Raw genomic sequence first — 13,269 nt, 5'->3', positions numbered from 1 at the left:
GACGCCCATGAACCGACGCGCCATCCTCGCCGCGCCCGCCCTCGCCGCGCCCTTGCTGGCCCAGGCGCAGGGCGCGCCGCGCATCGTGAGCGAGGACCACATGATTCCGGCGAAGGATGCCGGCCCCGCCGCCGGAACCGGCCAGGGCATCGAGCTGTTCCTCCGCAACAAGCGGCCCGAGGGCATGGCCGCCTTCACCCCCGGCCGCACCGTGCTGATGGTGCATGGCGCCACCTACCCGGCCCACACCGCCTTCGACCTGCCGCTCGGCGGGCTGTCCTGGATGGACTACATCGCCGGGCGCGGCTTCGACGTCTGGAGCCTGGACCTGCGCGGCTATGGCCGCTCCACCCGCCCCCCCGAGATGGCGCAGCCGCCGGAAGCCAACCCGCCGCTGGTGCGCGGCGAGACGGCGGTGACCGACATCGCCGCGGCTTCCGAGTTCATCCGCAACCGCCGCGGCATCGGGCGCTGCGTGCATTTCGGCTACTCCTGGGGCACGGCGCTGATGGGGCGCTATGCGGCCGGGAACGCGGCGGCGGTGGAGCGGCTGGTGCTCTACGCGCCGGTGTGGCTGCGCACCACCGCCTCCCTGGCCGACCCCGGCGGCGACCTCGGTGCCTATCGCTGGGTGACGCAGGAGCAGGCGCGGGCGCGGCGCGGCGCCGGGGTGCCGGAAGCGGCGCGCGCCACGCTGGTGCCCGCCGGCTGGTTCGAGCACTGGGCCGGCGTCACCTGGGCCACCGACCCTGAGGGGCTGCGGCGCAACCCGCAGGCGCTGCGCGCGCCCAACGGCTCCGTCGCCGATGGGCGGGAGTTCTGGGCCGCCGGCCGGCCCTTCTACGAGCCGCAGCGCATCACCGCCCCCACCCTGCTGGTGCTGGGCGAATGGGACCAGGACACGCCGCCCGCCATGGCGCAGGCCCTGTTCCCGCTGCTGTCCGCCTCGCCCGGCAAGCGGCTGGTGCTGCTGGGCGAGGGCACGCACGGCATGTGGATGGAGCGCAACCGCGGCGCGCTGTTCCAGGCGGTGCAGGTGTTCCTCGAGGAAGCCGCCTCGTGATGGCGTCCGGCCGGCCGGGCGGCGGCGAGGGCGTGGATCGGCCGCCCATGAACCCGACCATCTGCTTCGCCCACGTCGCCTACCAGTGCGGCGCCCGCTGGCAGGCGCGCGGCGCCCCCCTGCCCTTCTTCGAAGTGCGCTCCCTGCCCGAGCTGGAGGCGCGCATCGGCGAGGCCGACGTGCTGGTGGTTTCCGGCCTGTGGCGCAACACCCTGCCGGAACGCGCGCCGAAGCTGCGGCTGGTGCAGTCGCTCAGCGCCGGCACCGACCAGTATGACCGCGCGGTGTTCGCCCGGCATGGCATCAAGCTGACCTCCGCGGCGGGGGGCAACGCCGCGGCGGTCAGCGAGCACGCGCTGGCGATGCTGCTGGGCGTGACGCGCAACCTGTTCACCGCGCGCGACGACCAGCACCGCCGCCACTGGTCGGGCATGAAGGCCGACTTCGCGGTGCGCGAGGACGAGCTGGCCGGCAAGACCGCCGTGGTGGTGGGCACCGGGCGCATCGGCGGGCGCCTCATCCGCCTGCTGAAGGCGCTGGAGATGCGCGTCGTCGGCATCCGCCGCGACCCGTCTGCCGGCACGGAGGGCGCGGACGAGGTGCACGGCCTGGACGCGCTGCCGCAGGTGCTGCCGCGCGCCGACGCCGTGCTGCTGGTCTGCCCGCTGACGCCCGAGACCACGAACCTGATGGACGCCGCCCGGCTGGGCGCGCTGAAGCCCGGCGCCATCCTGGTGAACTGCGCCCGCGGCAAGGTGGTGGAGGAGGGCGCGCTGCTGGCCGCCCTGGATTCCGGCCGCCTTTCGGCCGCCGCGCTGGACGTGATGGTGGAGGAGCCGCTGCCGGCCGGCAGCCCGCTGTGGAGCCACCCGCGCGTCTTCCTCACGCCCCACACGGCCGGCGAGACGCGGCGCTACGAGGACAACGTGCTGGACATGCTGGAGGAGAACCTGCGCCGCCTGCAGGCCGGGCAGCCGCTGCTGAACCAGGTGGTGGGCTGAGCATGGAGGAGCGCATCCGCGCCATCCGCCAGGATGCGCGCTTCGCCGCCGCCTGCGCGGTGATGGCGCAGGAACACGACCGCACCGTGGACGACATCATCCGCCTGACGGAGATCCCCGCCCCGCCCTTCGGCGAGGGCCCGCGCGCCGCGGCCTACCTGGAGATGCTGCGCGCCCACGGGCTGGAGGATTGCGCGGAGGACGCGGTGGGCAACGTGATGGGCACCCGCCGCGGCTTCGGCAATGGCGAGGTGCTGGTGGTGGCCGCCCACCTGGACACCGTGTTCCCCGCCGGCACCGATGTGCGCGTGCGGCGCGAAGGCACGAAGCTCTTCGCCCCCGGGGTGGGGGACGACACGCGCTCCCTGGCCGTCAACCTCGCCTTCCTGCGCGCGATGGACCAGGCGGGCATCCGCACCCGCGCCGACATCCTGTTCCTGGGCGACGTGGGGGAGGAAGGGCTGGGCGACCTGCGCGGCGTGCGCCACTTCTTCGCGCAGCACCCGCGCCGCCACCAGGTGACGGGCTTCCTGACGGTGGACAGCCCGGAGGTGGAGCGCATCGTCACCGGCGGCATCGGCTCCAAGCGCTACCGCGTCACCTTCCGTGGGCCGGGCGGGCATTCCTTCGCCGCCTTCGGGCTGGTGAACCCGGTCTACGCCCTGGCCGACGCCGCGCGCGCCGTGGCCGCCATCAGGGCCCCGCGCGAGCCGGTGACGACGCATTGCGTCTCCGTGGTCGGCGGCGGCACCTCCATCAACGCCATCCCGGAGATGGCGACCATGGAGGTGGACCTGCGCTCCGCCTCCGCCGAGGTGCTGGCCCGCATCGAGGGCGAGTTCCTGCGCGCGGTGGACGCCGCGGTGGCGGCGGAGAACGCCGCGCGCTCCGGCGGGCTTGCCGTGGAGGTGGTGCCGGTCGGCGACCGGCCGGCGGGGCACACCCCCAACGGCTCGGCCTTCGCGCGGCTGGCGCAGGCGGCGGTGGCCAGCGAGGGCTACCAGCCCTCCTTTGAATGGTCCTCCACCGATGCCAACGTGCCGATGGCGCTCGGCGTGCCGGCGCTGCGCATCGGCTCGGGCGGCAAGGGCGGGCGGGCGCACAGCCTGGAGGAATGGATCGACGTGGAGGAGACGGAAAGCCTGCGCGGCATGCGCGCCTCCCTGCTGACCATCCTGGCGGCGGCGGGGATGGAGGCGGGCTGATGGCGCTGGTGGTCCGCATGGGCGACGTCGCGCCCTATTCCCCCGCCAACCACCACGGCACGCTGAACCACCGGCTGATCGGCCCGGAGACGGTGGGCGCCACCAGCATGGAGATGCTGCACGGCCGGCTGGAGCCGGGCGGGGCGGCGCTGCCGCACGCGCACCCCGGCATGGACCAGATATGCTTTCTCCTGGAAGGCCGCGCCCGCGTCTCCTGCCGCGGCGAGGTGGCGGAGATGGGGCCGGGCGACGCCTGCTTCTTCCCGCAGGGCGAGATGCACACCTTCGAGGTGCTGGGGGATACCGCCGTGCGCCTGCTGGTGGTCTATTCGCCCCCCTATGGAGAGGACCCCGCCAAGGTGGTCCGCCAGGGAGGATAGGATGATGCTGCGCCGTTCCCTGCTGGCCGTGCCGCTGGCCCGTCGGGGCCTCGCGGGCGGCATGGCCGCCCTGCCGGCCGGTCTGGGCCTCGCGGGCGGCATGGCCGCCCTGCCGGCCATGCCCGCCCTCGCGCAGGCGGAATGGCGGCCGGCGCGCCCCATCACCTTCGTGGTGCCCTTCGCCGCCGGCTCGGGCACCGACGCGGTGGCGCGCGTGCTGGCGCAGATGCTGGGCGCCGAGCTCGGCGGGGCCGCCATCACGGTGGACAACCGCGCCGGCGCCAACGGCACCATCGCCGCGCGGGCGGTGACGCAGGCGGCGCCGGACGGGCACACCCTGTTCGTCACCACCAACACCACCCACGCCGCCAATCCCTGGCTGATGCGCCGGCTGGACTACGACCCCATCAACGACTTCACCCCGGTGTCCCGCCTGGGCAACTTCGTGTTCTGGCTGACGGTCGGCCCCTCGGCCCCGGTGGGCAACTTGCGGGAGTTCCTGGCACTGGCGCGGACGCGGCAGGTGTCCTACGCCTCGGGCAACGGCACCGGCATCGTCGCCGGGGCCACGGTGGCGCGGATGGGCGGCGTGCAGATGCTCCACGTCCCCTACCGCTCCACGCCGCCGGCCATCACCGACGTCATCGCCGGGCGGGTGGATTCCATCGTGGTGGACCTGACGCCCACCCTGGGCCACGTGCGCGACGGGCGGCTGCGGGCGCTGGGCGTCACCTCCGGCCGGCGTTCCGTCCTGCTGCCGGAGGTGCCCACCCTGGCCGAGCAGGGGCTGGACGGCTTCGACCTGCTGAGCTTCTGCATCCTGCTGGGCCCGGCGCGCATGGACCCCGCCGCCCACGCGGCGCTGGCCGCCGCCACCGCCCGCGTCGGCGCCAACCCGGAATTCCGCCGGCGACTGGCGGAGCTGGGCTTCGACGCCGGCACCTCCACCCCGGCAGAGCTGGAAGCCTTCGTGCGCGCGCAGATCGCCGCCTGGGGCGAGATGATCCGCGGCGCCGGCATCGAGCCGGAATAGCCATGGCCCGGCGCCCGCACCGGCGGCGGCGCTGGCGCTGGGGGCGCGCCCTGCTGGGGGTGCTGGCGCTGCTGCTGGCGCTGCCCGCCCTGCTGGCCTGGCTGACGCTGCCCGGCGCGGTGGCGCGGCTGGAGGGGCACGGGCTGTCCGCCCCGGTGGCGCTGGCGTTCGACGAGCGCGCCATCCCCACCGTCACCGCGGCCAGCGAGGCCGACGCCGCCTTCGCCCTGGGCTGGCTGCACGCGCGCGAGCGCATGTTCCAGATGGAAACGATGCGCCGCGGCGCCGAAGGCCGGCTGGCCGAGACCCTCGGCGCTTCCGCCCTGCGGCTGGACCGGATGAGCCGCACCCTGGGCCTGCGGCCGCGCGCCGAGGCCGACCTCGCGGCGCTGGACGGCGAGACCCAGGCCCTGCTGCGCCGCTACGCCGACGGGGTGAACGCCCGCCTGGCCGAGCGCGGCCGCTTCGTGGCGCCCGAGTTCCTGCTGCTGGGCGCGCCCGAGCGGTGGGAGCCGGTGCACTCGCTGCTCTGGGCCAAGGTGATGGGGCTGTGGCTGTCGGGCAACTGGCAGGTGGAGCTGGAGCGCGCCGCCCTGGCGCCCCGCCTGCCGGAGGACCGCCTGTGGGACCTGTGGCCGGGCGGCGACGACGGCAGCGGCCGGGCGGACGTGGCCCGGCTTTCCCGCCCCGGGCTGGCCGAGGCCGCGCGCCGCGCCCTGGCCGCCGTGCCTGTGTTCCCGCGCGACGCGCCGCTGCCGGACAGCGCCTCCAACGCCTGGGCGGTGGCGCGCGGCGCCGGCGGCGCGCCCATGCTGGCGAGCGACCCGCACCTGGGCTACGGCGCGCCCACCCCCTGGTACCTGGCCCGCCTGGTGCTGCCGGACGATTCGCGCGCCGGCGCCACCGCGCCCGGCGTGCCCTTCCTGGTCATCGGGCGGAACCGCGACCTCGCCTGGGGCTTCACCACCACCCATTCCGACACCCAGGACGTCTTCGCCGGCGCCCCCGTGCTGCGCGAGCGCGAGGAAACCATCCGCAGCCGCGGCGGCGCCACCGAGACGCTGCGGGTGCGCGAAACCGCCCATGGCCCGGTGGTGGGCGAGGGGCTGTCGGTGCGCATGGCCAACCTGGAGCCGGGCGACACCGCCGCCGCCGGCCTGCTGCGGCTGAACCGCGCCCGCAGCGTGGCGGAGGCGCGGGCGGCCGCCGCCCTCATCACCTCGCCGCCGCAGAACCTGGTGGTGGCGGACCGCGCCGGGGGCATCGCCCTGTTCCTCACCGGGCGCACCCCGCTGCGCGCCGAGGGGCATGACGGCGCGCTTCCCTGGGCCGGCGAGGGCTGGCGCGGCTTCGTGCCCTTCGAGGAGATGCCGCACGTGGTCGCGCCGGCATCCGGCGTGGTGGCGAACGCCAACAACCGGGTGCAGCCCGAGGGGCACCCGGTCTTCCTCGGCCGCGACTGGCGCGGCGACTGGCGCTTCCGCCGCATCCACGCCCTGCTGGCCGAAGGGCCGCACGACCTGGCGCGCATGGCCGCCATCCAGCGCGACGCCGTTTCCCTGCCGGCGCGCGAGGCGCTGCCCTTCCTGAACGCCCTGCCGCGCGGCGACGGCGCGGTGGGCCGCGCCCAGGCGCTGCTGGCCGAGTGGGACGGCACCATGGCGCAGGGCCTGCCGCAGCCCCTGGTCTGGACCGAATGGACCCGCCGCTTCCGCGCCGCCCTGCTGCGCGGCCAGGGCGTGCCCGACGCCCCGGCCGGGATGGAGTTCCTGCGCCACGCCCTGGCCGACCCGGCCGCCCGCGCCTTCTGGTGCGCCGGCGACTGCCGCGCCCCCGCCGCGCTGGCGCTGGGCGAGGCGGTCGCCGCGCTGCAGGCCCGCTTCGGCCCCGACCCGGCCGCCTGGCGCTGGGGCGACGCCCACCTCGCGCGGTTCGAGCACCCGGTGCTGCGCTTCCTGCCCGGGCTGGGCCGCCTGGCCCGGCTGGAGGCCCCGGTGGACGGCGACAACGACACGGTGCGGCGCGAGGGCATGCGCGGCGAGGGCTACATCGCCGTGCACGGCGCCGGGCTGCGCTTCGCGGCCGACCTTTCGGCGGAAGGGGCGGTGCGGATGGAGGTCGCCACCGGGCAGTCGGGCCACCCGTTGTCGCGCCACTGGGGCGACATGCTGGGGGCCTGGGCGCGCTGATGCAGTCGGTGGTGATGGGGCTGCTGGCGGGGCTGGTGGGCTTCGCCTCCTCCTTCGCGGTGGTGCTGGCGGGGTTCGCGGCCATGGGGGCCAGCCCGGCGCAGGCGGCTTCCGGCCTCACCGTGCTGTGCGCGCTGATGGGGGGGCTGGGCATCGGGCTGTCGTGGCGGTTCCGCATGCCGGTTTCCGTGGCCTGGAGCACGCCCGGCGGCGCGCTGCTCGCGGCCTCGGCGGCGCCGGAGGGCGGCTTCCCGGCGGCGGTGGGCGCCTTCCTGGTGGCGGCGGGTCTGGTGGTGGCGGCGGGGCTGTTCCGCCCCTTCGCCCGCGCGGTGGAAGCCATACCCCGCCCCCTGGCCGCCGCCATGCTGGCCGGGGTGCTGCTGGACCTGTGCCTGGCGCCGGTGCGGGCGGTGGGCGGCATCCCGTGGCTGGCGCTGCCGGTGGTGGGGGCCTGGGCGGTGATGCTGCGCCTCAACCGGCTGTGGGCGGTGCCGGCGGCGGTGGCCGTGGCGGCGGCGGCCTTCCTGGCCGGGCCGGGCCTGCCGGCCGGGCTGGGCTGGAGCGCGCCGTCGCTGGAGTTCGTCCGGCCGGACTTCCACTGGGGCGCGGTGGTGGGCATCGCGCTGCCGCTGTTCCTGGTCACCATGGCCTCGCAGAACCTGCCCGGGCTGGCGGTGCTGCGGGCCAATGGCTACGCCGCGCCGCTGGGGCCGGCGCTGGTGGCCACCGGGGCGGGCTCCGCCGCCGGGGCCTTGTTCGGCGGGCAGCTGGTGAACCTCGCCGCCATCACCGCCGCGCTGTGCGCGGGGCCGGAGGCGCATCCGGACCCGGCTCGGCGCTGGGTGGCGGCGGTGGTGGCCGGCGCCGCCTACCTGGGCTTCGCGCTGCTGGCGGGCACGGCCACCGCCTTCGCCGCCGCGGCGCCGCCGCTGCTGATCCAGGCTGTGGCGGGGCTGGCGCTGCTGGGCGCCCTGGCCGGGGCGCTGCGCGCCGCCCTGGCCGAGGAGGCGACGCAGGTGCCGGCGGTGGCGTGCTTCCTGGTCGCCGCCTCGGGCCTCAGCGTGGCGGGCATCGGCGCGGCCTTCTGGGGGCTGCTGGCCGGCGGGGCGCTGTGGTGGGGGCTGGGGGCGGGGCGCGCCCCGCCCCGGTAGGGGCGGCTGGCCCGGCATGGGGTGGGCGTGACGCCGGCGCCCGGCGGGACTACGAAGGAGGCGACGTCCCTGAAGGATCACGGCGCATGATGACGCTGGAGGAGATGGCCGCTTCCGTGCCCGATGGGGCGCTGGTGGCCCTGCCGCCCGACAACTCCCTGCCCTCGGTGGCGCTGGCCAAGGCGCTGGTGCGGCGCGGGGCGCGCGACCTGCGCCTGCTGGGCGTGCCCGTCTCGGGCTTCGCGACCGACCTGCTGATCGGCGCCGGCTGCGTGGCGGAGGTGCAGACCTCCGCCTGCTCGCTGGGCGAGGCGGGCTTCGCGCCGCGCTTCACCGCCGCGGTCAAGGCCGGCGGCATCCGCGTGGTGGACGCCACCTGCCCGGCCATCCACGCCATGCTGCAGGCCAGCGAGAAGGGCGTGCCCTTCATGCCGCTGCGCGGCATCATCGGCAGCGACATCCTGCGCCACCGACCCGACTGGCAGGTGATCGAGGCACCCTTCACCGGGGAGCGCATCGTCTGCCTGCCCGCGCTGTCGCCCGACGTCGCCGCCTTCCACGCCGCCATGGCCGACGAGGCGGGCAATGTCTGGCTGGGCCGGCGGCGGGAATGCGCCACCCTGGCCCATGCCAGCCAGCGCGCCCTGGTGACGGTGGAGCGCGTGATGCCCGGCAACTTCCTGGAGGATGAGCGCCTGGCGCCCGGCACCATCAGCGCCACCTACGTCAGCGGCATCGCCCTGGCCGAGCGCGGGGCCCACCCGGTGGCGCTGCTGGACGAGTACGGCTTCGACGCCGCCTACGTGGCCGCCTACGCCCGCGCCGCCCGCACGCAGGAGGGCTTCGACGCCTGGGTGGCCGAGCACGTGTCCGGTGCCCGGAGGGCGGCATGAGCGCGGCGGCGGGCGGGGCCCTCGCCCCGGAGGAGCTGCTGGCCACCACCCTGGCGCGGCTGATCGTGGCGCGGCCGACGCGCCACGTCGCGGTCGGCGCGGCCTCGCCGATTCCGGCCGCCGCGTGCTGGCTGGCGGTGAAGCAGGGCGCGCCCCTGCGGCTGTCGCTGCTGCACAAGCGCTCGGGCAACCCGTTCACCGAGGGCTCGCGCGAGCTGTTCGACCTGACGGGGCAGGGACGGGTGGACCTGTTCTTCCTGGGCGGCGGCCAGATCGGCGGCAACGCCGACCTGAACCTGATCGGCACCGGCGAGTGGCCGGGGCGCGGGGTGCGCTTCCCGGGCTCCTTCGGCTCGGCCTTCATGTACTTCATGGCCGGGCGCACCATCCTGTTCCGCGAGGAGCACTCCCCGCGCGTGCTGGTGGAGCGGGTGGAGCACGTCTCGGCGCCCGGGGTCAGCGAGGCCGGCGTGTTCCGGCGCGGCCACGCCCAGGCGCTGGTGACCGGCCGCTGCGTGTTCGGCTTCGACCCCGCCCGCGCCCGCTTCACGCTGGACAGCGTGCACCCGGGCGAGACGGTGGATTCGGTGCGCGCCGCCACCGGCTTCGGCTTCGACGTGGCCCGTGACGTGCGCGAGACGCCGGCCCCCACGGCGGCCGAGCTGGCGCTGCTGCGCGGCCCGGTCTGCGACGAGATGATGGAGACCTACCCGGATTTCTGCGCCCGGGTGTTCGGCAGGAGGAGCGCGGCGTGATGGACGGCATGACGGTCAACGACGGCAAGGGGCTGGCCACCGGCCCCGGCGCCCTGGCGGGGCTGCGGGTGGTGGACCTGACGCGCGTGCTGGGCGGCCCCTACTGCACCATGATCCTCAGCGACCACGGCGCCGAGGTCATCAAGCTGGAGCCGCCGCAGGGCGACGAGGTGCGCGACTGGGGCCCGCCCTTCGACGGCCACGGCGACGCCTCCTACTTCGTGGGGGTCAACCGCAACAAGAAGTCGGTCGGGCTGGACCTGGCGAAGCCGGAGGGGCGCGAGGTGCTGCTGCGCCTGCTGGAAGGCGCCGACGTGCTGGTGGAGAACTTCAAGCCCGGCTCCATGGAGAAGTGGGGCCTGGGCTACGAGGCGGTGCTGAAGGCGCGCTTCCCCCGGCTGGTCCATTGCCGCGTCTCCGGCTTCGGCGGCGAGGGGCCGCTGGGCGGCTTCCCCGGCTACGACGCCATCGTGCAGGCGATGGTGGGGCTGATGAGCATCAACGGCACGGAGGATTCCGGCCCCACCCGCATGGGCACGCCCATCGTGGACATCGCCACCGGGCTGTACTCGGCCATCGCCATCCTGCTGGCGCTGCACGAGCGCGAGCGCTCCGGGCTGGGGCAATACTGCGACATGACGCTGCACGATTGCGGCATGGCGCTGCTGCACCCGCATGCCGCCAACTTCTTCCTGAACGGCAAGCGGCCGCGCGCCACCGGCAACCCGCACCCCAACCTGGCCCCCTACGCCAAGTTCCGCACCGCCACCGGCGAGATCTTCCTGGGCGTGGGCAACGACCCGACCTGGCGCAAGCTGTGCGGCTTCCTGGGGCTGGAAGCGCTGGCGCAGGACCCGCGCTTCGCCACCAACGGCGCGCGGGTGACCAACAAGCCGGCGCTGATGGCCATCCTGGAGGAGCGGCTGGCGCAGGAGGACGGGCACGCCTTCTGCCAGCGCATGCTGGCCGCCGGCCTGCCCGCCGGCCCGGTGCTGGGCGTGGACGAGGCCATGGCCGCCGCTCACACCGCCCACCGCCAGATGGTGACGGAGAAGGACGGCTTCCGCGGGCTGGGCACGCCCATCAAGCTGTCGCGCACGCCGGGCGGCACCCGCGCCGCCCCGCCGCGCTTCGGCGAGCACACGCGCTCCGTGCTCGCGGCCAAGGGCTTCTCGGAGGAGGAGATCGCGCGGCTGGCGGAAGCCGGGGTGCTGGTGGAGGCACGCCGCAGATGACCGGATGGCGGGGCGGCGCCGGCCAGGGCATGAGGATGGGCGATGCGTGCCTCCTTCCCCGCCCTGCTCGGCGCGGCCCTGCTGCTGGCGGCGCCGGCCCTGGCGCAGCCGCGCGGGCGGGCGGGGGCGCCGCCCTCCGCCGCGCCGCGCTGCCTGGGCCCCGGTGCGCTGGAACTGCCCCGGATCTGGATCACGCCGGAGGCCGGGCGCTTCGGCTATCGCGTCATGGTGGTGAACAGCGGGCCGCGACCGCGGCGCTTCACCGTGGCGCTGGGCTTCGCCAACCTCTCGCCGCCGCCGGGCGCCGGGCAGCCGCTGCTGCTGCAGCCGCGTCAGGCCCAGGTGGTGCCGCTGGGCGTGCATGACCGGCGCGCGACCGAGGAGCAGGTGATGTCCGTGCTGGCGGTGGCCTGCCTGCCGGGGTGATGGCGAAATCGTCATCTATCACCGGGCATCCTTTCAGCGTCGTCATCGGTTGCATCCCTGCCGGGTTGGAGAAGATGCCGATGTTCATGCGACGTGATTCCCTTCTCATCGACCTGCCGGAGCCCAAGGACGCCGACCCCGACGCGGGCGCCGCCCTGAACGAGATCCTGGGCGGGCAGTTCGGCGAGATGTCCACCCTGAACAACTACATGTTCCAGAGCTTCAACTTCCGCGACAAGACGAAGCTCAAGCCCTTCCACTCGCTGGTGGCGAGCATCACCGCGGAGGAGCTGGGCCATGTGGAGCTGGTGACCACCGGCATCTCCCTGCTGAACAACGGCCCGCCTTCCAAGGCGCCGACGGCGCACCCGGCGGACGCGCCCTACGCCCACATGCGCAAGGCGCGCGACGTCGCCGGCTTCGCCATGGGCGCCGGCGCCGGCCTGCCCTTTGATTCCAACGGGCGGCCCTGGAACGCCACCTTCACCTTCCACACCGGCAACCTAGTGCTGGACCTGCTGCACAACTTCTTCCTCGAATGCGGCGCGCGCATGCACAAGCTGCGCGTCTACGAGATGCAGACCGACCCGGTGGGCCGCGAGGTGCTGGGCTACCTGCTGGTGCGCGGCTCCGTGCACGCCCAGGCCTTCGCGCTGGCGCTGAAGAAGCTGACCGGCGTGGAGATGACCAACCTGCTGCCGGTGCCCAACATCACCCACGACAACATCCCCGAGGCGCGCAAGTTCGAGGTGGAGGGGCGGCACCGCGTCCTCTACCGCTTCAGCGACCGCGACTACGCCGACATCGCGGGCATCTGGAGCGAGGACGAGACCACCTACGACAAGACCGGCCCGCTGGAGGTGGTGGACCTGCCGCCCGATCCCGGCCCGGACAGCCTGAAGGCGATGGAAGGCTCGGCCTCCAGCTTCACCCCCGACTACGCGCCGGAGGAGATCCTGGAGATCGCCCGCAAGCTCTACGGCAAGGCCAAGGGCTGAACGCGGCTTCGCGCCCGCGCCCGGCCATGGCATCATGGCCGGGACAGGGCGACGGGAGGGCGCGATGGCCGGCGTGTACTGGTATGACGGGCAGTGGTTCACCGAGGAGCCCAAGATTCTCGGCCCGATGGACCACGCCTTCTGGCTCGCCTCCGTGGTGTTCGACGGGGCGCGGGCCATCACCGGCTGGGCGCCCGACCTCGACCGCCACTGCGCGCGCGCCGTGCGCTCGGCGCGCGTGATGGGCATGAAGCCCGGCAAGTCGCCCGAGGAGATCGAGGCGCTGTGCCGCGAGGGCATCCGCCGCATGGGGCCGGACGCCACCCTCTACGTCCGGCCGATGTTCTTCGTGCGCAACGGCCTGGGCGCCGCCCGGCCGGACCCGGACAGCACCGACTTCATCCTTTCGGTGTATGACGCGCCGCTGCCCGGCTTCACCGGCTTCAGCGCCATGCTGACGCCGTTCCGCCGCCCGGCCACCGACATGGCGCCGACCGACGCCAAGGCCGCCTGCCTGTATCCCAACGGCGCGCGGGCCAGCGCCTGGGCGAACGAGCGCGGGGCCGACCAGGCCATCCTGTGCGACGCCGCCGGCAACCTGGCCGAGTTCGCCAGCTCCAACCTGTGGCTGGCCAAGGACGGCGTCGTGGTCACGCCGGCGCCCAACTTCACCTTCCTGAACGGCATCACCCGCCAGCGCGTGCTGGCCCTGCTGCGCGAAGCCGGCGTCACGGTGGAGGAACGCGCGGTGCGCCCGGAGGAGCTGGACGGCGCCGACGAGGTCTGGAGCACCGGCAACTACGGCAAAGTGCAGCCCTGCACGGCGGTGAACGGCCGCGCCCTGCCGGTGGGGCCCTTCGCCACCCAGGCGCGCGACCTTTACTTCGCCTGGATGCGGGCGCAGCCGCGCCTCGTTTCCCACGCCGCGGCGGCGGAGTGA

General features: G+C 74.9%; 13 protein-coding genes. All 13 read left to right on the top strand.

Annotated features, from left to right (window positions below; genetic code table 11):
* Nucleotides 1-7 precede the first annotated feature (7 nt).
* The 13 genes from ACI6QG_RS10960 (at nucleotide 8) to ACI6QG_RS10900 (ending at nucleotide 13,269) form a co-directional block, all read left to right on the top strand.
* The gene (locus ACI6QG_RS10960; RefSeq protein WP_407024596.1) at nucleotides 8-1,063 is read left to right on the top strand and encodes an alpha/beta hydrolase; all 1,056 of its coding nucleotides are present in this window, start codon (nucleotides 8-10) and stop codon (nucleotides 1,061-1,063) included.
* A gap of 47 nt (nucleotides 1,064-1,110) precedes the next feature.
* Nucleotides 1,111-2,064: a D-2-hydroxyacid dehydrogenase gene (locus ACI6QG_RS10955; RefSeq protein WP_407024595.1), complete on the top strand. Its 954-nt coding sequence runs from the start codon at nucleotides 1,111-1,113 to the stop codon at nucleotides 2,062-2,064.
* Nucleotides 2,065-2,066: 2 nt separating this feature from the next.
* Nucleotides 2,067-3,269: a M20/M25/M40 family metallo-hydrolase gene (locus tag ACI6QG_RS10950; protein WP_407024594.1), complete on the top strand. Its 1,203-nt coding sequence runs from the start codon at nucleotides 2,067-2,069 to the stop codon at nucleotides 3,267-3,269.
* The gene (locus tag ACI6QG_RS10945) at nucleotides 3,269-3,649 is read left to right on the top strand and encodes a cupin domain-containing protein (RefSeq protein ID WP_407024593.1); all 381 of its coding nucleotides are present in this window, start codon (nucleotides 3,269-3,271) and stop codon (nucleotides 3,647-3,649) included. The genes ACI6QG_RS10950 and ACI6QG_RS10945 overlap by 1 nt, the downstream gene beginning before the upstream one ends.
* Before the next feature lie 4 nt (nucleotides 3,650-3,653).
* Complete coding sequence (locus tag ACI6QG_RS10940) at nucleotides 3,654-4,682, top strand: Bug family tripartite tricarboxylate transporter substrate binding protein (RefSeq protein WP_407024592.1); 1,029 nt, start codon at nucleotides 3,654-3,656, stop codon at nucleotides 4,680-4,682.
* Nucleotides 4,683-4,684: 2 nt separating this feature from the next.
* Complete coding sequence (locus ACI6QG_RS10935) at nucleotides 4,685-6,871, top strand: penicillin acylase family protein (protein ID WP_407024591.1); 2,187 nt, start codon at nucleotides 4,685-4,687, stop codon at nucleotides 6,869-6,871.
* Nucleotides 6,871-8,022, top strand: coding sequence for a benzoate/H(+) symporter BenE family transporter (locus ACI6QG_RS10930; RefSeq protein ID WP_407024590.1), 1,152 nt, complete (start codon nucleotides 6,871-6,873; stop codon nucleotides 8,020-8,022). Before ACI6QG_RS10935 ends, ACI6QG_RS10930 begins: the two co-directional genes overlap by 1 nt.
* An 86-nt stretch (nucleotides 8,023-8,108) precedes the next feature.
* Nucleotides 8,109-8,915 carry a CoA transferase subunit A gene (locus ACI6QG_RS10925; RefSeq protein ID WP_407024589.1) on the top strand — a complete coding sequence of 269 codons (807 nt, stop codon included), beginning with the start codon at nucleotides 8,109-8,111 and terminating at the stop codon, nucleotides 8,913-8,915.
* Entirely contained in the window at nucleotides 8,912-9,670 is a 759-nt protein-coding gene (locus tag ACI6QG_RS10920) for a CoA-transferase (protein WP_407024588.1), read from the top strand. The genes ACI6QG_RS10925 and ACI6QG_RS10920 overlap by 4 nt, the downstream gene beginning before the upstream one ends.
* The gene (locus tag ACI6QG_RS10915) at nucleotides 9,670-10,905 is read left to right on the top strand and encodes a CaiB/BaiF CoA transferase family protein (RefSeq protein WP_407024587.1); all 1,236 of its coding nucleotides are present in this window, start codon (nucleotides 9,670-9,672) and stop codon (nucleotides 10,903-10,905) included. Before ACI6QG_RS10920 ends, ACI6QG_RS10915 begins: the two co-directional genes overlap by 1 nt.
* 42 nt (nucleotides 10,906-10,947) lie before the next feature.
* A complete protein-coding gene (locus ACI6QG_RS10910; RefSeq protein WP_407024586.1) occupies nucleotides 10,948-11,331 on the top strand; it encodes a hypothetical protein in 384 nt (127 codons plus the stop codon).
* Nucleotides 11,332-11,417: 86 nt separating this feature from the next.
* The gene (locus tag ACI6QG_RS10905; protein WP_407024585.1) at nucleotides 11,418-12,329 is read left to right on the top strand and encodes a manganese catalase family protein; all 912 of its coding nucleotides are present in this window, start codon (nucleotides 11,418-11,420) and stop codon (nucleotides 12,327-12,329) included.
* 64 nt (nucleotides 12,330-12,393) lie between these two features.
* Nucleotides 12,394-13,269 (top strand): branched-chain amino acid aminotransferase, encoded by an 876-nt coding sequence (locus ACI6QG_RS10900; protein ID WP_407024584.1) that lies wholly within the window; start codon nucleotides 12,394-12,396, stop codon nucleotides 13,267-13,269.

This window comes from Sabulicella flocculans (assembly GCF_045449635.1).
GTDB lineage: Bacteria > Pseudomonadota > Alphaproteobacteria > Acetobacterales > Acetobacteraceae > Roseococcus.
This window is presented reverse-complemented; position numbering and strand designations above follow the sequence as displayed.

Excerpts from the sequence above, each read along its gene's own strand:
- ACI6QG_RS10960 (WP_407024596.1), top strand. The coding sequence starts at position 8 with ATGAACCGACGCGCCATCCTCGCCGCGCCCGCCCTCGCCGCGCCCTTG.
- ACI6QG_RS10955 (WP_407024595.1), top strand. The coding sequence starts at position 1,111 with ATGAACCCGACCATCTGCTTCGCCCACGTCGCCTACCAGTGCGGCGCC.
- ACI6QG_RS10950 (WP_407024594.1), top strand. The coding sequence starts at position 2,067 with ATGGAGGAGCGCATCCGCGCCATCCGCCAGGATGCGCGCTTCGCCGCC.
- ACI6QG_RS10945 (WP_407024593.1), top strand. The coding sequence starts at position 3,269 with ATGGCGCTGGTGGTCCGCATGGGCGACGTCGCGCCCTATTCCCCCGCC.
- ACI6QG_RS10940 (WP_407024592.1), top strand. The coding sequence starts at position 3,654 with ATGCTGCGCCGTTCCCTGCTGGCCGTGCCGCTGGCCCGTCGGGGCCTC.
- ACI6QG_RS10935 (WP_407024591.1), top strand. The coding sequence starts at position 4,685 with ATGGCCCGGCGCCCGCACCGGCGGCGGCGCTGGCGCTGGGGGCGCGCC.
- ACI6QG_RS10930 (WP_407024590.1), top strand. The coding sequence starts at position 6,871 with ATGCAGTCGGTGGTGATGGGGCTGCTGGCGGGGCTGGTGGGCTTCGCC.
- ACI6QG_RS10925 (WP_407024589.1), top strand. The coding sequence starts at position 8,109 with ATGATGACGCTGGAGGAGATGGCCGCTTCCGTGCCCGATGGGGCGCTG.
- ACI6QG_RS10920 (WP_407024588.1), top strand. The coding sequence starts at position 8,912 with ATGAGCGCGGCGGCGGGCGGGGCCCTCGCCCCGGAGGAGCTGCTGGCC.
- ACI6QG_RS10915 (WP_407024587.1), top strand. The coding sequence starts at position 9,670 with ATGGACGGCATGACGGTCAACGACGGCAAGGGGCTGGCCACCGGCCCC.
- ACI6QG_RS10910 (WP_407024586.1), top strand. The coding sequence starts at position 10,948 with ATGCGTGCCTCCTTCCCCGCCCTGCTCGGCGCGGCCCTGCTGCTGGCG.
- ACI6QG_RS10905 (WP_407024585.1), top strand. The coding sequence starts at position 11,418 with ATGCGACGTGATTCCCTTCTCATCGACCTGCCGGAGCCCAAGGACGCC.
- ACI6QG_RS10900 (WP_407024584.1), top strand. The coding sequence starts at position 12,394 with ATGGCCGGCGTGTACTGGTATGACGGGCAGTGGTTCACCGAGGAGCCC.